Genomic DNA, 16,829 nt, shown 5'->3' on the forward strand with positions numbered 1-16,829 from the left:
GCCGTCACACCACGCGGATGCCGGGTTTCATCCTGTTGAGGACGGCGCGGGCGGTCTCGGCGTCGATCACCAGGTCCGTGGCCACCCCGGCGCGGAGCGCGCCCAGCACGGGCGCCGCCTTCGACAACCCGCTCACCACGCAGATCCGGCGGGGCACCGTCTGCAGCTCGGCCGGTGTCATGCCGGTGGCGCGTCTGTTGATCTCAAGGTCGCGGTAGGAACCGTCCTCGCGCAGCATGACGGTGCACACGTCGCCCGCCACGTTCTGCTCGCGGAGGTGGCGCAGGTCCGTTTCACTCAGGTAGTTCGACGAGTACACGTGGCTCTGCAGCTCCGAGTGGAGGCCGCCGACGCCGAACAGCGCCACACGACAGTTGGCGCGCACGGCCAGGATGTGGCGGGTGCTCTGCTCGCGCCACATGGCTTCCTTGGTGGCGGGGTCGTCGAAGAAGGCGGGCAGCGCCAGCAGTTGCTCCTGGCCTCCGAAGGCCTGGGCGAACTTGTGCAGGATGCTGCCCACGTACGGCAGGCCGGTGGTCTGATGGTTGGCGCCGCCGTTGAGCCCGATGACGGTGACTCCGGTCAGGTCCCGGGGGTGCAGGTGGGTGGCGATGGCCGAGACGGTGGTGCCCCACGCGATGCCGACGATGTCGCCGTCCTGCACCGCGTTGCTGAGGAGGCCGGCGGCCATCCGCCCCACCTGGTCCAACCGGAAGATGCTGCTGGCCCCGGGGCGGACGTGGACGAGGTGTGCGGTGACGTGGAAGTACTTCTCGAAGAGTTCGGCCATCCGGTTGAGCGGACGGTCGGGATCCACGATGGAAACGCGCACCAGGCCGCGATCCCGGGCCTCCTTGAGAAGCCGCGACACCGTCGATCTGGAGACCCCGAGGTGGTGCGCGATGGCGTCCATCGTCTCGGATTGGACGTAGTACATGCGCGCCACCGTGAGCAGTGAGTCGCTGGTCCGGTTGACCACTCGCCCCTCCTTGGACTCGTCGTACACCGTCACCGGCAAGTCTAGACCAAGCTCTGCACGAACGTGCATCCTGGTTGCGCGAACCGTGCAGCCGGGGGCGGAGGGCTTACCGCCCCCGCGACACTTCAGGCAGCCGCCACCCCCACCACGCGCCCAGGATGCCCAGGCCCGCCAGGAACAGCAGCGCCCACACCACCCCGGCCAGCGCCAGCAGCGTGCTGATCCCGCCGACGATGAGCAGGATCACGCCCATCGCCGTGTTGGACACCGCGACGTAGACGGTCCGCATGTCGCCCTCTGCCATGTCGACGACGTAGGTCTTCCGCCCCACCCGCACCCCCGTGTGGAGGAGGGTGAGCAGGAAATAGCCTGACACCAGGACGACGGTGCCCCACGTCGCCCCGCCGTCGAAGCCCGGCAGCGACACCACCGCAACCAGCACGAGAACCACCACAGACGCCGCGGCACCCGCGAACGACATCAGGGTTCTGCTGGAGCGGTCGGCCAGCCGACCGAAGATGCGGCCGCCGATCAGCGACGCCACCCCGGAGGCGAGCACGAAACCGCCCAGGCCGGTCAGCGTGTCTGTGCCCTCCGTCGCGGACAGGGTCACCACGAATGGCGGGCTGAGGGCGGAGACCAGGAGGAAGCTGCGGGTGGTGACGAAGCTGCGGAACTCGCGGTCTGTGCGAAGCAGTTCGAGGACACCGGTGGGGGAGCCGTCGGCCGCGGCTTCGGGCGCGCCGTCGTCGGGCTCGCGGAATCCCGCCTGGACGACGGCGGTGGCCAGCCAGAGCGCCGCGGCCGCGGCCAGCATCCACGCCAACTGGCCTGCGGACAAGTCGTCGCCGGCGAAGATCCGGATGGCAAGACCCAGGGTGATGGCGACGATGCCCGCGGCCGTGGTGCCCAGACCGTTGATCTGCCCCCGCTCGCCCTTCGGGATGGTGCGCCCCTGCACATCCTTGGACGCGATCGACGTCAGGCAGCGGCCGAGCGAGAACACCGTGAGGGCGGCGATGATGGCGAGCCCAGCCGCCAGCCCGGAGCCGACGGCGCCGGTGAGCGCCATGGCCGCCACGGCCACCGCCTGGATCAAGGAGCCGACCACCAGCACCCACTTCCGGTGCCGGACCCGCATCACCAGGGGCGTCAGGAACGCCTGGGGGAGCATGGAGCCGGATTCGCGGATGGGCACCAGGAGGCCGATCAGCGCGGTGGGCGCGCCGAGTGCGTTCAGCAGCCACGGCAGCACCGTCGACGGCTTGACGATCTGATCGCCGGAGGACTGCAGGGCGCTCGCCACCACCTGCCGCAGCCCGTTGCCCGCGACGTGCTCTCCCGCGCCTCCGGGGAGGGCGCGCTCGGCGTCGATGTCGCGGTGGAGGAGAGCGGAGTAGAAGCGTTCGGACATGCTCACGTTCCGACCCTAGAGGAGCCCCCCGGAGCGAGATGCCCCGGGGCGTGTGCTGCCCTATACTTGCCGTCGATTCGGGGCATTAACTCAATTGGTAGAGTGCCACCTTTGCAAGGTGGAAGTTAGGGGTTCGAGTCCCCTATGCTCCACCCAAAGTGTCTTACGGGAACACGCGACATCGGAAGATGTGGTGTGTTCCCGTTTCGCTTCCTTGCCTTCGTCGCCGCTGTCGTGTGCTTCGCGGAAGATCGTGGCGAACGGCTCAGCCAGGGGTGGGCGGAGTTGTTCGTCGTCGGTGATGTCGAGGCGCGTGTAGAAGGCTTGGTTCGCGATCCGCCTATCGGCGTCGCCGGAGTGGGCGTAGGCGCGGTGCACGTCGGTCAGCAGCCGGAGTGAGTCGTGGAGGAACGCGCGCCCGCCGGTGTGGTGTTCGCCGTGTTCGGCGAGTCGGCGGTTCACGTCGGCGAGGCCCGCGCGGATGCGGTCTTGGTGCCGCTTCAACGTGTCGAGGTCGACGGCGTCGGCGAAGTGCGCCGCGAGGAGCTTGTCGGACTCTGATTCCAGGCGCGCCCGGTTCGCCGTCAGGTCAGAGAGTTCCTGGTCATGGCCGGTGTTGCGCTTGTCGAACGCGGCATCAACATCGGCCGCGATTCGCTGGTAGGTCGTGTCGCTGATCGTGATGTTTATGTAGGAGTCCGCGACCAGACGCTCAGCGACCGCGACCGGCACGGCCCTCCGGGTGCAGGTGGTCTTCTTCGCAGCCCTGCCGGAGCAGATGAAGTAGGCGTAAGTGACGCCGCGCGGGTTGGTCGCGAAGTCCAGCAGCATCCGTGACCCGCAGGTGCCGCAGTGCAGCAGACCTTTGAGGTGGTGGGCGTGTTGGACGTGCCGGGTCATCTTCGCCGTCCGCGCTTTCAGCAGTGATTGCACCTTATCGAACAAGGCAGGTTCCACGATGGGATCGTGCGCGCCAGGATGCAGCGCACCCTTGTAACGGATCACGCCCGCGTAGTACGGGTTCGTCAGGAGCTTGTAGAGCGTGTTCTTCCCCAACAGCTTCGACGAGCGTTTCGGTGTCGGCACCGTGAGTAGCCCGCGAGCGGTGAGGTCGCGCAGCAGGCCGGCGACGGAGGTCTCGCCGGTCGCGTAGTGCTCGAACGCCCAGGCAATGAGCGGTGCGCGCTCCGGATCGACCTCGACCGTGCGAACCTCCCGGCCCGCCTCGTCGGTGCACCGCACGTTCAAGTAGCCGATGGGTGCGCGCATCGGGGTGCCGCCTTGGGCGACCTTCTGCGTCAATCCTTTGGTGACTTCGGTGGCGAGGTTACGGCTGTAGAACTCCGCGATGGAGGACATGATGCCGTGCAGGCGAAGGCGTCTGGTCGATGCTCTCGGTGGCGGAGACGAGGGTGACCCCGGCGCTGATGAGTGCTTCGTGAATCTTCACGTCGTCGGCTCGGTTGCGGGCGAGCCGGTCGAGCTTATGCACGATGCAGAACGTGACGCGGGTCGCGGCGATGAACGCCAGCATGTCCTGCAACCCGTCACGCTCTGCCGAGCGGGCGGACGCCCCCGCGTCGATGAACTCCCTGACGATCCGCGCCCCCAACTCGGCGGCCTTCCGGGCGTTCGCTTCCCGCTGGGCCGGGATCGAGAAGCCCTCTTCGGTGCCGCCGCGCTCGGCCTGCTCCCGCGTCGACACCCGCAGGTACGAGACGGCCAGCAGCACGGGCTCATCGGAAGTCTTGGTGCTGAGTGTCGCGGTGCTCATGGTGGGCCTCCTTGCCGTGGTACTTCTTGGTGTCGATCCTCTCTCGCACCCCTGACAGAACGAAGAGCTCCGGCGCGCGCAGACGCCAGGTCGTCGGGAGGTGGGAGCCCGTAGGGATCGGGATCGCCACTCACCCACGCGCGGTGCCGGGCCTCTGCGATGCCGAGCACCCACTCGATCAGCTTGCCGAGGTCAGGCTCTTCACGCAGAGTCGCCCGTAGCCTCAGGTTCCTCTCGTCGCTTCGCATGACAGACAGGTGCACGGGCTTCCGAACGATGCACACTTTCGCCCGTTCGCCCGACCCTCACTTTGAGGCGACACGCATCTTGCAGATCGAGGAATCGGCACTTACGTCGGTGACGAAACCGACGTACCGTAGAACATGGCCACCAAACGCTACGATCCCAGCGCGACCGACTTCAACGGCCGCTACGCCCGCTGGGGCGCCGCCCTCGAATCCGGCACCGAAGCCGAGCTACTCGAAGCCACCGTGGCCCTCCCGACGCTGAACAAGCACGTGCTCAAGAAGCTTGCACGGTTGATCGCGACGAGCCCGACCCGACAGCGCGAGCGCAGCAGAAGCGTGTGATTGTGCTGCTCAGCGAGATCAACGCCAACCAGGCTGCACGCCTCCGTGAACGGAAGCGGGCGGAGCAGCGCCGCCGCGACCGAACCGTGCGCGTTGAGCGCCGTGTCGAGTTGCCCACGACCTGCGCACGGTGCGGAACCAAGCTCAAAGAAGTGAAGACCACGGGCAGGCCTCGCCTGTACTGCTCGCCCGCCTGCCGCAAGGCCGCCTACGAGGACCGCCGCGCCCACCGCGACGGTGCGGTCCAGGTGCAGGTCGTGGAGAAGCTCGTCACCGAGGTGCGAGAGCGCCTCATCGAGGTACCTCATCCGAGGAGCGACTGCATCGATGCCGTGCTCTACGACAACGATGCTCTCGTCCAGGCCATGTGGGTGCTCATCGACAACGTCGCCGACCAGAACTACGAAGCGTTCAGCCCGGCTCAGTCACGATTCTGGGATCTCTACAACAACGTCGAAGTCCTCTACGAGGCGCTCGTGAAGCGTGCAGCAGCCGATGACCGTCGCCCTGCTGCGCCCGACAAGTCGACGCCGAGGAACAAGCACAGGCGCAACATGCAGCTCATGACCCGGCGGCATCCGCCGATGGGAGCGATTGACCAGTAGCACTCGGCGTGCTCCCCGGTCGCTGTCGGTGCTCCCAGATACGATGAGAGCGTGTTGGCGACAGACCTCCTAGGCATCGCCGAGGTCGAGCGAGTCGCCGCCCTCGGCGGCCTCGACGCGCGCACGCAGAGCGACCTGGGGCAGTTCTTCACCCCCGCTGCGGCCGCTCAGCTGATCGCCTCCCTGCCGAGACTGCCATCGACCGGCACACTGCGCGTGCTCGATCCTGGAGCCGGCTCCGGCATGCTCACCGCAGCTTTGGTGCGCCGCGTGTTGGCAGAACAGCCGGAGCTGTCGGTGGAGATCGTCGCGATTGAACGCGATCCTGCCGTGCTGCCACACCTTCAGGCAACCCTCGCCGAGTGTGAGCGCGCTGGGGAAGGTCGAGTGGTGGCCGAGTCTGTAGAGGCTGACTTCATTCTCGACTCCACTGGCTTGGATGCCTCACTCAATCCGGAAGCGCAGTTCGATCTAGTGATCGAGAACCCGCCTTACGGAAAGCTGGCGGTCTCAAGTGCACACCGAACGGCCATGCGGGCGGCTGGAGTCGATGCTCCGAACCTCTACGCTGCGTTCCTCGCTCTGTCTGTAGCAGCATTGCGGCCCGGTGGGCAGGTTGTTGCGATCACACCCCGGTCATTCTTCAACGGCCCGTACTTCGGAGCGTTCCGCTCCCACCTGCTCGACTCGATCGCGCTCGACCGGGTTCACGTGTTCGACTCCCGCTCCACCGTCTTCGCCGACACGGGTGTACTCCAGGAGAACGTCATCTTCTCCGGAACTCGGGGAGCCGCTCCCGGTGTCGTTGAACTCTCGGTGAGTCGCGACCATACCGACGACATCGCCTCTCGCGTCGTTCCCTACAACGACGTGGTCTTTCCTGATGATCCCAACCGATTCATTCGGCTGGCGACCGACGCAGACGACACCAGGGTTGCCGAGCTGGTGCTGGCTCAGCCTTGCACACTGACGGATATTGGTGTTCAGGTCTCGACCGGCCGGGTAGTGGACTTCCGTTCACGCCATGCGCTTAGCGGCGTCGAACTGCCTGACGCGGTTCCGCTGATCTATCCCGGCAATCTCCGTGACGGCGGAGTGCTCTGGCCGCGACCAATTCGCAAGCCGCAGTGGTTCCAACCGACCAGTGACAAGGATCGGGCAATGCTTCTGCCCGAGGGCTGGTACACCGTCGTCAAGCGGTTCAGCGCGAAGGAAGAGCGCCGACGGATCGTGGCATCAGTCTGGTCGCCCAACGACAACCCTGGTGAAGTAGCCTTCGAGAACCACCTCAACGTGTTCCACATCGGAGGTCGCGGGCTGGACGAAGACCTCGCAAGAGGCATCGCAGTCTGGCTCAATTCGTCGGTAATCGACAAGTTCTTCCGCACCTTCTCCGGCCACACTCAGGTCAACGCCACCGATCTCCGCACCCTGCGGTTCCCAAGCGTGGAGACCCTGCGTTGCCTCGGCCGGACCGCCGTCGTGTCGCAGGTTGAGGTCGACTCGCTTGTGAAGGAGTTGATCGCAGCATGAGCGAGCTGAGCAACGACGCCTACGAACGAGTCGAAGACGCCCGTATCGTCCTGGAGACGCTCGGCATGGATGCGGAGCGCAGCAACGAGCGTTCCGCGCTCGTGCTCCTGGCCCTCTTGCGGCTCACACCCGCTGAGTCATGGGCAGAAGCAGCCAACCCGATGCTCGGAACACGGGCGATCATGGATTTCATCCGCGACGAGTACGGCAAGGACTACGCTCCGAACACTCGCGAGACCGTCCGACGGTTTACACTCCACCAGTTTGTGGAAGCACAACTCATCGTCCAGAACCCTGACGAGCCGCAACGCCCCGTGAACTCGCCCAAGTGGAACTACCAGGTCACAGGAGAGGCGCTGGACGTGTTGCGCGCCTACGGCACCGACGCCTGGCAATCTGCAACCGACCGATACCTTGCTGACCTGCCCGGCCTCAAAGCACGCTACGCGGCCGCGCGCGAGATGGATCGCATCCCGCTGACACTCCCGGACGGCTCGATCTTCACCCTGACGCCCGGCGGGCAGAACGTGCTCCTCAAAGCCATGGTCGAAGACTTCTGCCCGCGCTTCACGCCCGGTGGGCAAGTGCTCTACATCGGCGATGCTGGCGACAAGTGGGCACTCTTCGAACGAGAGACGCTGTCCTCGCTCAACGTCGAGGTCGACGAGCACGGCAAGATGCCCGACCTCGTCATCTACCTCCCCGACCGCAACTGGCTCGTGCTCCTGGAAGCAGCAAGCTCACACGGCCCCGTCGACTCGAAACGCCAAGCCGAACTCGCCAACCTGTTCGCACAGTCAACGGCAGGCCTTGTCTACGTCTCCTGCTTCCCTGACCGGGCAGAGTTCCGCAAGTACGTCGACAAGATCGCCTGGGAGTCCGAAGTCTGGTGCGCTGACCACCCCACGCACATGATCCATTACAACGGTGAACGCTTCCTAGGGCCCTACGCATAGCGAACCGCTGCGATCCCTCTGCTAATCGGGAACGAGCGCTCGCGGGGGCGGAGCTCCGAAACCGAGTCATGTGCACTGAGTTAGGTATACTGGCCATGTCGCATCCAGCATGTCGCCGAGAGTCGGCACGAGCCACAGGAGCCTGTCCATGCCAACCTTCCCTTACACGTCCGGCCAGGGGGCGCTGACCCAAACGTTCGCCCAGTTGCGCAAGGGGGCTCCATCGAAGATCGATGCAAGCTACCTCCAGCGGTTCAACATCGCACCTGCGAACGAGTCATACATCCTGTCGATCCTTCGATTCCTCGGGATCATCGATGAAGACGGGACTCGACCCGACGGCTCCAGTGACTACCTGTTTGGGAACGATGACGCGTTCAAGACGGGTCTCGAGAGTGCTATTCGAAGTTCCTACTCCCAACTGTTTGAAGAGATGAACGACGCTCTACAGTCCGACCGGGACACCCTCATCCACTGGTTCAGAGGGGCTGACAAGACGTCGGCTCTTGTAGGTCAGCGCCAGGCCACTACCTTCCTCACTCTGGCTGCACTCTCGGGACACGGGGAGCTTCCACCAGCACGCACGAACGGCCAGAAGCCGTCATCTAGCGCCGCAACCGCGGCGAAGAAGCCGAAGGCTTCTGCTGCGAAGCCCACGGCAAAGGCAGGAGCCGCGTCATCTGAATCCGTGACGCCTGAGAACATGTCCGAGAGTGCGAGTTCCTTCGGGCGTGATGTCGGCCTGTCCGTGCGGGTGGAGGTCAACATTCCTGCTAACGGTGATGCTGCCACGTACGACGCGATCTTTGCGAGCATCAAGAAGCACCTGATGTCATGAGCGAGGGCCTCGACCGGCTCGAGCGCATCGCGCGGTCAATAAGCGAGGATGCCCTACTTGGACCGGTCATGCGAGCCTGTCCGCTGCCAGGCGATCAAGAGGGCGACTTGCATCCGTTTGAGACTAGGAATATTCACCCGGATCTTCCGTCAAAGGTTCGCAGTCTATTTGACGATGGATATGGAGAGCAGTCCGTCTTTGAAGCGTTCAAGTTCGTAGAGAAGGAGGTAAAGCGCATCTCGAAGCTCAGGGGTAAGACCGGCTACGCCTTGATGATGGATGCGTTCAACGAGGCCAACGCCAAGATCCGACTCAACGCGCTAACCACGGACTCTGAGGTAGATGAGCAGCGAGGCTACAAGTCCATCTTCGCCGGAGCGGCTGCGGGCATCCGGAACCCGCGGGGCCATGAGATCGATACTGGCGATACACCCGACGAGGCGCTCGACTATCTGGCGCTTGCATCTCTGCTTCTCCGGCGTCTGGACGCAGCGGGTGTCCGTTGATCTCAGCCTTGCCAGGTGATGTCATGTGTGTGGGCTTGTTCTCGCCCACACAGTTCCGCGATGCACTCCGAACTGTCGAGCGAGGGCAGTCACGCTGATGCCTTGTGCGCGGGCTGTTCGCATAGCGTCCACTTCGGTGTCAGTGAGTCGTGTTCGAGGTCGTTTCTTTGGTTCCGCTGACGCACCGATCAGAGGGTCGTCGGCCTCGCCCTCGGACTCGGCATTCCCGCGAGTGCCCTGATCCCACGCGGAAACCAGCCTCTCAACCCGTTGTCGCCTGTTCCCGCAACGCTCCATTGCTTCCACCCCGCGCACAAGGCTCGAACCCTTGCCCGAAGAATCATTGGGCTGGGTTCGGGCCTTGTCGGCGTTCGCGGCCCAGGTGAGGGCGTTGTCGTTGATTTCAGGGTCGAGGAGCATCTCGTAGGGGCGGGCGTACTCGACGTGGAGGTCATCGTCCTCGTCCACATAGATCTTTGTGAAGAAGGCTTGGTTGCACAGGCGCCGGTTGGCGTCGTCGCACCGCTTGTAGATGTCTACGCAGTTCTCCAACAGGTTCAGCGCGTCGTCTAGGTGGGCGCGGGCTTCGGTGTACTCGCCGTGGTGCGCGTCGATGCGGCGCGTGATGTGGTCCAGTTCGGTGAGGATGCGGTCTTGTTCTCGTTTCAGCAGGGACAGCGGGATCGCGTCGGCGTAGTGGGCTTGGATGAGACGGGTCTGTTCGTTCTCCAGCCGATCACGGTTCGCGGTGAGCTGGGCGAGTTCGTCGGTCTCGGCGGACATGACATGAGCCGGTCGAACTCGTGATGCAGCATTCCGGCGAGGGCTTCGCGACGGGCGGGGGTGATCTGGATGCGGGCGTAGTAGTCCTCGATCAGATGCTCGACGTCTTCGATGAGGATGGCGCTGCGGGTGCAGTCGGTGCGCTTGGAGTGCCGGCCGGAGCAGACGAAGTAGGGGTAGACGAATCCGTGCCGGTTCTTGGAGTTGGAGACCATCAGGCGGGAGCCACAGGCGCCGCAGTAGATGCTGCCTTTGAGGTAGTGGTCGTGAATCTGCGTGGCCTCGGCGGCGCTCTTGTGGGAGGTGAGCACCGACTGCACCTGGTACCAGACCTCGGCCGGCACGAGCGGTGAGTGGGCTCCCTTGTAGTTGACGCCCCGGTAGGTGACGTCTCCCTTGTAGTAGGGGTTGGTCAGCAGCCGGTGCACCGAGGAGACGGCAAGCGGATTGGCGGGTCGCTTCGGCGTGGGCACGCTGACCAGGCCGCGGGCGGTGAGTTCTTCGTGGAGTTGACTGACGGTCCAGTCTCCAGAGGCGTAGGCCTTGAACGCCCATTCGACCAGCGGGGCACGTTCGGGGTCGAGCTGGACGGTGCGGACCTCGCGGCCGAGCTCATCGCGGACACGGACGTTGAGGTACCCGATGGGTGCTTTGCCGAGGGTGCCGCCGTTCGCGGCTTTCTGCGACATGCCTTTGACGACCTCGGTGGCGAGGTTGCGGGAGTAGAACTCCGCGATGGTGGACATGATGCCGTGCAGCAGCATCCCCGAGGGGGTCTCATCGATGTTCTCCGTCGCCGAGACCAGCAGCACCCCGGCCTGCTGCAGAGCGAGGTGGATAGTCACGTCGTCGGCGCGGTTGCGGGCGAGCCGGTCGACCTTGTGGACGATGCAGTACGCGACCTTGTGCTGTTTGACGTAGCGGATCATCCGCATCAGCTCGGGACGGTCGGCGGACTTCGCCGATGTGCCTGCGTCGGTGAACTCCTCCACGACGACCGCGCCGAGTTGCTCGGCCTTGCGGCGGTTCGCCTCTCGCTGCGCGGGGATGGAGAACCCTTCCTCGGTGCCGCCCTTCTCGGCTTGCTCCCTGGTGGACACACGCAGGTAGGAAACCGCCAGGGCGGTGCCCTTGGGTGGGTCGATGAGACTCCGCACCGGGTCGGTGCGGGCGGGTTCGGGGTGCGCCGTGTCGGCGTGCTCGATGGCTGTGGTGCTCATGGCTTCTTCTCTCGCTCGGACTCGTCTGGCCCTCGCGCGAAGCGCCCAGAAGAGGGATCGAGGTGTCGATCGTGAGAAGAAGCCCGAAGGCCGGAGGACTAGGACGCCGGGGCATCCACGTGAGATATGCCCGTCACGAGTGGCGGGGTTGAGGACCACAACACCCCACGCTTCGCGCGAGGCGTACATCTATTCTACCTGGCCCTCCGACACCGGCACAGGGATCGGGTCCGTGTGGGCGCCGGCCGGGCGAACCCGGTAGGTCTCGGGTGGTTCCTGGTTGCGGCGGATCGCGCGCGTCTGCCCGGTCTCCTGCAAGGTGAGCCGGATCAGCACCTCGGCGAGCTTGTGCAGGTCCACCGGGTCACGGTGCACGGCGCGGATGGAGAACTTCCGGTCCTCGTAGCGTCGCCGATCGGTCTTGCGCACATAGCTGGAGCCCATCAGTCGCGCACCTCCCCGGTGTCGAAGTCGGCATAGAAGGCGTCCTCCTTCTCTTGGCGGCGGGCCACGTCGTCGAGAACGAACTGCACGAACTCCTTCTCCCGATGCTCGATCACGACATCCTCGACCGGCGGCGCAGGGTCCTTACCGGGCCAGGCGGTCTGCCTCGTGGGACGGTCGCGGTCCAAGCGGGTGCTGGCCGTCGCGACCCATTCGCGCAAGCGCTCACGGGCCTCACCGTCGGCACACCGCACCTGAACGGCCTCACCCACCACCGTGGCGGAGGAAGAACGCGCACATCTGCCGCCCACAGTGCGAAGGTGCAGGGTCGGCTTCGGTACACGAGGGCGCGGCCCGCGGATGCTGTTGGCCGCGCGAGAGCTGGAACGGGTGCCGTGGAGCAGGATCACCAGCGGTCGGGCAGGAAACCAACCTACGTGCGGACCTCGCGCACCATCATCGCCGCGGAGACTCGGTTGTCGACGCCGAGCTTGGTGAAGATGTGGGACAGGTGCGCCTTGACCGACGCCATGGACACGTTCAGCCGCGAGCCGATCTGGGCGTTGGTCAAGCCCTCGGCCATGAGGACGGCGATCTCGCGCTCGCGTTGGGTGAGTTGCTCCAGCGCCGCGTTCGCCGGTGCTTCGGCGGCCGGACGCTCGGTGGCGACCTGGATGAGCGTGTCGGTGACCTCCGGTGACAGCGTCCGCTCCCCGGCGTGAACTCGACGGATCGCGTCGACCACCCGGGCCGGATCGGTGTCCTTCAACAAGAACCCGTCGGCGCCTTGCCGCAGCGCCCGCACCACGTAGTCGTCGGTGTTGAACGTGGTCAGCACGATGACGCGAGGCCGATCGTCCCGCCCGGCAAGGGCGTCCAGGGTCGCGAGACCATCCATGCCCGGCATGCGGATGTCGAGCAACAACAGGTCGGCACCCTGCGCCGCCAGGTGCTCCAGCGCCTCGATCCCGTTGGCGGCCTGCCAGGCCACCTCGATGTCAGCCTCACCGCCCAGGATGAAAGCCAGGCCGGTCCGCACCATGGCGTCGTCATCAACGATTCCGAGCCGGATCATGCGCCCTCCTTCGCCGGCGCGCCCCACGGGAGGGCGGCGTCCACCACGAATTGTCCATCCCGGACGCCGTGGGTGAGCGTTCCGCCCACCAGCCCGACGCGTTCGGCGATGCCCACCAGACCGAGCCGTGACCCGCTCGCGTCGGGGATCGCCAGGTCAGCGAGCGGGTTCGATACCCGCAGGTGCAAGACTTCGTCGCGTGCGGTGAGGCTGAGGTGCACCGGCGCTCCGGGGGCGTGCTTGCGGGCGTTGGTGAGGCACTCCTGGACGATCCGGAATGCCTGCCGAGACGCGTGGGTGGCCACCGCCTCAAGGTCGCCGATGTGGGTCACGGTGACGCGCTGGCCGATGTCTTCGGCGTCGGCCAGCAGGACGTCCAGCTCGGCGAGCGTCGGCTGGGGAGGCTCGGGCGGTGCCTCAGCTCCTCGCAGCGTGGCAAGCATCGTGCGAAGCTCGTCGAGTGACGCCTGCGCATTGAGCTGAATCATCCTGGCCGCTGCCTGGGCTTCATCCGCGGTGAGATTCGTTCGATAGGCCAGGCCGCCGGCATGCAGGGCGACCAGCGACAGGCGGTGCGCCACGACGTCGTGCATCTCGCGAGCGATGCGCTCGCGTTCGGCCATACGCGCCTCGTTGATGCGGGACGCCTCGGCCTCGCGTCGTGCCTGCTCCGCCGATTCGCGGTCGTGCTGGGCCTGAGCGCGGCTGGACGCCAACAATCCGATGAGGGTCGCGATCACCACGCCAGCGATGGCCAACGCCAGTTCGAAGCTGAGCGCCGTCGCAGCAGCACCCGAGGCCGACGCGAATAGCTCGAGCACCTTGGCGGCGATGAGGACGGCACCCGTCGTCAGGGCGCTGGTGAGGCTCCGGCGTCGGGCCACCGACTCCTGCGCCACGATCGCTGCCCCGAGCACCCCAGGGCTCGGCACCCACAAGGCGGCGATGACGAGTGCGATCGCGATCGGAGCTCGCTCGCGCCAAGGCAGCGCGACAAGGGCTGCGATGGCCGGGAGGACCAGCAGGAGGACGAGCGACCATGGGAGTGGGCGTCCAGCGGCGAGGCGGGCGGCGACCGGCGTCAGGTAGTAGAGGAACGCGAGCACCGCCACGGTCCACACCACGAATCGGGGCGGGGCAGGGGCGAGGGGTGGCGCGGTCACGGTCCCAACCTAACGCTGGTGCCTTCGAGGGGCGTCGGCCGAGCGGCCCGCGGAGGGGGGTCCGATCGGACCTTCCCCAGCGCCGAAGCGACCCGTCACGGTGGCTGATCACCCGATGCGGCACCCCGGATGGCTGGGCTGAACTGAACCCATGATCAACCTGACCCACCTCACCAAGCGTTTCGGCGCCACCGTGGCGCTCGATGACGTCACGTTCTCTGTCGCTCCCGGCACAATCGTCGGGTTCCTCGGCCCCAACGGGGCCGGCAAGTCGACCTGCCTGCGTTCCCTGGTTGGTCTCGTCCGCCCCGACTCCGGGGAGGCCACCGTGAACGGGATGGCCTACGCCACCCTCGCCGACCCCGCCCATGTCGTGGGTGCCCTGCTCTCGGCCGACTCCTTCCACCCCGGCCGCACCGGACGCGAAACCCTGCGGTTGGCGTCCATCACGCTGGGCCTGCCCGCGAGCCGCGTCGACGACGCGCTGGACGAGGTTGGCCTGACCGCTGCCGAGGGACGCCGTCGCGTCGGCACCTACTCCCTGGGCATGCGGCAGCGTCTCGGCCTGGCCCACGCCCTGCTCGGCGACCCTGCCGCGCTCGTGCTCGACGAGCCGGCCAACGGCCTCGACCCGCAGGGTCAGCGCTGGCTTGCGGGTCTGCTCCGTTCACGCGCCGAGCGTGGGTGCGCGGTCCTGCTCAGCAGCCACGATCTGCACGAGGTCAGCCGCCTGGCCGACCGCGTTGTGATGGTGGCCCGCGGTCGGGTGCTCGCCGACGAGCCCATCACCGCCGCGTCCAGCGCCGAGCTCGAAGAGCAGTACTTCACCCTCACCTCTGGCGCTGACCGCGCCGCCTGACCACCACGCTCGAAAGGACCCCGAGATGACCGTCCACACCGCTTCCGTCCCCGCTCCTGCCGCCGCTCCGGTGCGCGCTGCGCGCGTCGCCTCGAACGAGACCTCCGGTCGGGCACTGGCCCGCGCCGTGGCCGTCGAGACCCGCAAGCTGGTCAACACCCGCATCGGACCCGTGCTGATCGCTGCGGCAGCTCTCCTGTCGGGCGCCTTTGCCGGGGGACGTGCCCTGTTCCCCACCACAGGAACCGACTTCGGCAAACTGGCGTCGATGGCTGTGGTGCCGGCGTCCATGATCTCGATGGTGCTCGCGGTGCTGCTCGTGGCCGGTGAGTTCTCGGCCCGCACCGCCTCCGTGACGTTGACCCTCGATCCCCGCCGTGGCCGTCTGGTGTTGGCGAAGAGTCTGACCGTCCTGGGGCTGTGGGTCGTCGCGACGACCTTGGCTGTCGTGGCGGCGGCGCTCGTGATGGTGGTGGCGCCGCTGATCACCGGTGTGTCCATGGCGTGGACGTTTGACGTCGCCTCGCTCGCCGTGGTGGCCGGCAATGGTGCCTTCCTGGTCCTGGCGGGCTTCGCGTGGGCCCTGGCGCTGCGCAACGCGGCCGCCCCGATCGCCTTCCTGCTGGTGTGGCCCACGGTGGCCATGCTGGTCGGCAGCATCTCCGACACCGCAGCGCGCGCCATGGCTTTCGTGGCCGTCGATCCGCTCCACGAACTTCTTCCGGACGCGGCGGTCGTCGGTCCGCTGGCCGTGGTCGTCGCCGCGATGGTGTGGATCTTCGCCCCAGGTACCGTCGGGACGCTGCGTCTGCTGCGCGACGACCTGTGACGAACCCCGACCAGAAGGAGACGTCCATGAAGAAGCGCAAGCCCCTCGGCCTGGTGTTCGTCGCCATCATCGTCAGCGTGGCGGCCGTCGCGGCGATGGTGTCGTGGTGGCAGTCCCGCCCGCAGGGCTCACCTGTGGCTGGTGAGTTCACCGAGGCGGTTCTCTCGGAACGGATGACCTCCGCCCGGGTGCTGGCACTGGGGGAGGCCACGCATGGCACCCATGAGTTTCAGGCGCTGCGCCTGCAATTGCTGCAGAAGGTCGCGGACCAGGGCTTCACGACCGTCGCCTGGGAGGAAGACTTCGGCAGCGTCGCCTCGGTTGACGCCTGGCTGCAGGGTGGACCGGGCACCGCCGTGGAGGCCGCCCGTCTGTTCGGCTACGGCCTGAACCGGACCCGGGACACGGTCGACTTGCTGACCTGGGTGCGCGCGCACAATGACCAACACCCGGCGGGCGAGGACATCCGCTTCGTGGGCATCGACGCCGCGCGTCCCACCGTCACCAAGGGGCTTGCGCTCGCCTGGCTGGCCGCGCGGAACCCCACGGCTGCGGCCGACCTGACCGCGCGGCTGGCGCGCTTCACCGATGAATCCCTGTGGGACAGGGCGGTGGCCGCCGACGTCGAGTCGGCCGTGGCGGACCTGCAGGCCGCGCTCACGGCGTCCGATGACGGGAGCGAGGCAGCGGCCGAGGCGCGGCAGGCGGGGCGCGTGCTGGAGCAAGCCCGGCAGCGAGGCCTCGGTGTCGGCAACCGGGACGCGATGATGTTCGACAACCTGGCCTGGCTCGTGGAGCGCGGGACGGCGTCCGGGCGCGAGCGCACGCTGCTGTTCGGCCACAACGGGCACCTCGACCGCGCGGGGCAGGCGACCGCGGTCGGGGGCGACACCGTGGGGCGGCTGGCCGCGCGGCAGTGGGGAGATGACTACCGGGTGATCGGCACCGACGGGCATCGCGTGGGGCTGAACTCGCAGGGAACGGTGTCGACGCTGACGGTGAACGGGCGCATCCGCGGGCTGTTCGAAGGCACGACGGTGGGCTACCTGGAGCTGGCCTCGGTCACCGGGGCCGACGCCGAGTTGTTGCGCGGCGCCACGACGATGGTCAGCGCCGGCGAGCCGTTCGCCTCGTGGCAGGCGTGGGTGCCGCCGTCGCACACGGTGAGCGTCACCCCCGCGGAGGCCTGGGACGCGCTCATCTACGTCTGGGACGCGTCCCCGACCGAGCGACTGGGCTGAGCTGCGGCCCGGGGAGGCGT

At 66.7% G+C, this 16,829-nt stretch carries 20 protein-coding genes, 1 tRNA gene and 1 pseudogene; 12 read left to right on the plus strand and 10 right to left on the minus strand.

Annotated elements, in window-relative coordinates:
- Positions 1-4 precede the first annotated feature (4 nt).
- Entirely contained in the window at positions 5-1,012 is a 1,008-nt protein-coding gene (locus tag H5398_RS13255) for a sugar-binding transcriptional regulator (protein WP_370586128.1), read from the minus strand.
- A gap of 73 nt (positions 1,013-1,085) precedes the next feature.
- Entirely contained in the window at positions 1,086-2,393 is a 1,308-nt protein-coding gene (locus tag H5398_RS13260) for an MFS transporter (RefSeq protein WP_370586129.1), read from the minus strand.
- Between the two features lie 79 nt (positions 2,394-2,472).
- Here H5398_RS13260 and H5398_RS13265 point away from each other — a divergent pair.
- The 3 genes from H5398_RS13265 to H5398_RS16865 all read left to right on the plus strand — a co-directional run bounded on the left by H5398_RS13265 (position 2,473) and on the right by H5398_RS16865 (position 2,954).
- Positions 2,473-2,545: transfer RNA gene (locus H5398_RS13265), tRNA-Ala, on the plus strand.
- A gap of 43 nt (positions 2,546-2,588) precedes the next feature.
- Positions 2,589-2,792, plus strand: a complete 204-nt coding sequence (locus tag H5398_RS16860; protein ID WP_220489436.1) for a hypothetical protein — start codon at positions 2,589-2,591, stop codon at positions 2,790-2,792.
- Positions 2,793-2,795: 3 nt separating this feature from the next.
- Positions 2,796-2,954, plus strand: a complete 159-nt coding sequence (locus H5398_RS16865) for a hypothetical protein (protein WP_220489438.1) — start codon at positions 2,796-2,798, stop codon at positions 2,952-2,954.
- Positions 2,955-3,101: 147 nt separating this feature from the next.
- Here the strand turns inward: H5398_RS16865 and H5398_RS17855 are convergent.
- Together H5398_RS17855 and H5398_RS16880 are read right to left on the minus strand one after the other, a co-directional pair.
- Positions 3,102-3,752: pseudogene (locus H5398_RS17855) on the minus strand (recombinase family protein); the annotation flags it as partial.
- Positions 3,721-4,167 (minus strand): recombinase family protein, encoded by a 447-nt coding sequence (locus H5398_RS16880; RefSeq protein ID WP_220489440.1) that lies wholly within the window; start codon positions 4,165-4,167, stop codon positions 3,721-3,723. The gene H5398_RS16880 and the pseudogene H5398_RS17855, both read right to left, overlap by 32 nt.
- 383 nt (positions 4,168-4,550) lie before the next feature.
- Here H5398_RS16880 and H5398_RS13275 point away from each other — a divergent pair, with 383 nt between their 5' ends.
- The 6 genes from H5398_RS13275 (at position 4,551) to H5398_RS13300 (ending at position 9,195) form a co-directional block, all read left to right on the plus strand.
- Positions 4,551-4,757: a hypothetical protein gene (locus tag H5398_RS13275; protein WP_182800314.1), complete on the plus strand. Its 207-nt coding sequence runs from the start codon at positions 4,551-4,553 to the stop codon at positions 4,755-4,757.
- Between the two features lie 2 nt (positions 4,758-4,759).
- The gene (locus H5398_RS13280) at positions 4,760-5,362 is read left to right on the plus strand and encodes a hypothetical protein (protein ID WP_182800315.1); all 603 of its coding nucleotides are present in this window, start codon (positions 4,760-4,762) and stop codon (positions 5,360-5,362) included.
- A 51-nt stretch (positions 5,363-5,413) separates the two neighbouring features.
- Positions 5,414-6,895 carry an N-6 DNA methylase gene (locus tag H5398_RS13285; protein WP_182800316.1) on the plus strand — a complete coding sequence of 494 codons (1,482 nt, stop codon included), beginning with the start codon at positions 5,414-5,416 and terminating at the stop codon, positions 6,893-6,895.
- Positions 6,892-7,851 (plus strand): BsuBI/PstI family type II restriction endonuclease, encoded by a 960-nt coding sequence (locus H5398_RS13290; RefSeq protein WP_182800317.1) that lies wholly within the window; start codon positions 6,892-6,894, stop codon positions 7,849-7,851. The genes H5398_RS13285 and H5398_RS13290 overlap by 4 nt, the downstream gene beginning before the upstream one ends.
- Positions 7,852-7,999: 148 nt before the next feature.
- Positions 8,000-8,689, plus strand: a complete 690-nt coding sequence (locus tag H5398_RS13295; RefSeq protein WP_182800318.1) for a DUF5343 domain-containing protein — start codon at positions 8,000-8,002, stop codon at positions 8,687-8,689.
- Complete coding sequence (locus H5398_RS13300; RefSeq protein WP_220489442.1) at positions 8,686-9,195, plus strand: TIGR02391 family protein; 510 nt, start codon at positions 8,686-8,688, stop codon at positions 9,193-9,195. Before H5398_RS13295 ends, H5398_RS13300 begins: the two co-directional genes overlap by 4 nt.
- Before the next feature lie 21 nt (positions 9,196-9,216).
- Here the strand turns inward: H5398_RS13300 and H5398_RS17445 are convergent, their stop codons facing one another.
- The 6 genes from H5398_RS17445 to H5398_RS17860 all read right to left on the minus strand — a co-directional run bounded on the left by H5398_RS17445 (position 9,217) and on the right by H5398_RS17860 (position 13,880).
- Positions 9,217-9,978: a hypothetical protein gene (locus H5398_RS17445; protein WP_255443722.1), complete on the minus strand. Its 762-nt coding sequence runs from the start codon at positions 9,976-9,978 to the stop codon at positions 9,217-9,219.
- Positions 9,861-11,198 (minus strand): recombinase family protein, encoded by a 1,338-nt coding sequence (locus H5398_RS13310; protein ID WP_182800319.1) that lies wholly within the window; start codon positions 11,196-11,198, stop codon positions 9,861-9,863. The genes H5398_RS17445 and H5398_RS13310 overlap by 118 nt, the downstream gene beginning before the upstream one ends.
- 189 nt (positions 11,199-11,387) lie before the next feature.
- Complete coding sequence (locus H5398_RS13315; protein ID WP_255443723.1) at positions 11,388-11,642, minus strand: hypothetical protein; 255 nt, start codon at positions 11,640-11,642, stop codon at positions 11,388-11,390.
- A complete protein-coding gene (locus tag H5398_RS13320) occupies positions 11,642-11,914 on the minus strand; it encodes a hypothetical protein (protein WP_182800320.1) in 273 nt (90 codons plus the stop codon). Before H5398_RS13320 ends, H5398_RS13315 begins: the two co-directional genes overlap by 1 nt.
- Positions 11,915-12,075: 161 nt before the next feature.
- Positions 12,076-12,717, minus strand: a complete 642-nt coding sequence (locus H5398_RS13325; RefSeq protein WP_182800321.1) for a response regulator transcription factor — start codon at positions 12,715-12,717, stop codon at positions 12,076-12,078.
- On the minus strand, positions 12,714-13,880 hold the full coding sequence (locus tag H5398_RS17860) for a histidine kinase (protein WP_182800322.1): 1,167 nt from the start codon (positions 13,878-13,880) through the stop codon (positions 12,714-12,716). Before H5398_RS17860 ends, H5398_RS13325 begins: the two co-directional genes overlap by 4 nt.
- 151 nt (positions 13,881-14,031) lie before the next feature.
- Here H5398_RS17860 and H5398_RS13335 point away from each other — a divergent pair, with 151 nt between their 5' ends.
- Genes H5398_RS13335 through H5398_RS13345 form a run of 3 tightly spaced genes read left to right on the plus strand, consistent with a single transcriptional unit; the run spans position 14,032 to position 16,809 of the window.
- A complete protein-coding gene (locus tag H5398_RS13335; RefSeq protein WP_131170189.1) occupies positions 14,032-14,739 on the plus strand; it encodes an ABC transporter ATP-binding protein in 708 nt (235 codons plus the stop codon).
- A 25-nt stretch (positions 14,740-14,764) separates the two neighbouring features.
- On the plus strand, positions 14,765-15,568 hold the full coding sequence (locus tag H5398_RS13340; RefSeq protein ID WP_182800323.1) for a hypothetical protein: 804 nt from the start codon (positions 14,765-14,767) through the stop codon (positions 15,566-15,568).
- A gap of 26 nt (positions 15,569-15,594) precedes the next feature.
- Positions 15,595-16,809: an erythromycin esterase family protein gene (locus tag H5398_RS13345; protein WP_182800324.1), complete on the plus strand. Its 1,215-nt coding sequence runs from the start codon at positions 15,595-15,597 to the stop codon at positions 16,807-16,809.
- The last annotated feature ends 20 nt before the right edge of the window (positions 16,810-16,829 follow it).

It is taken from the genome of Tessaracoccus sp. MC1679, assembly GCF_014164775.1.
In the GTDB taxonomy this organism is placed as follows: domain Bacteria; phylum Actinomycetota; class Actinomycetes; order Propionibacteriales; family Propionibacteriaceae; genus Arachnia.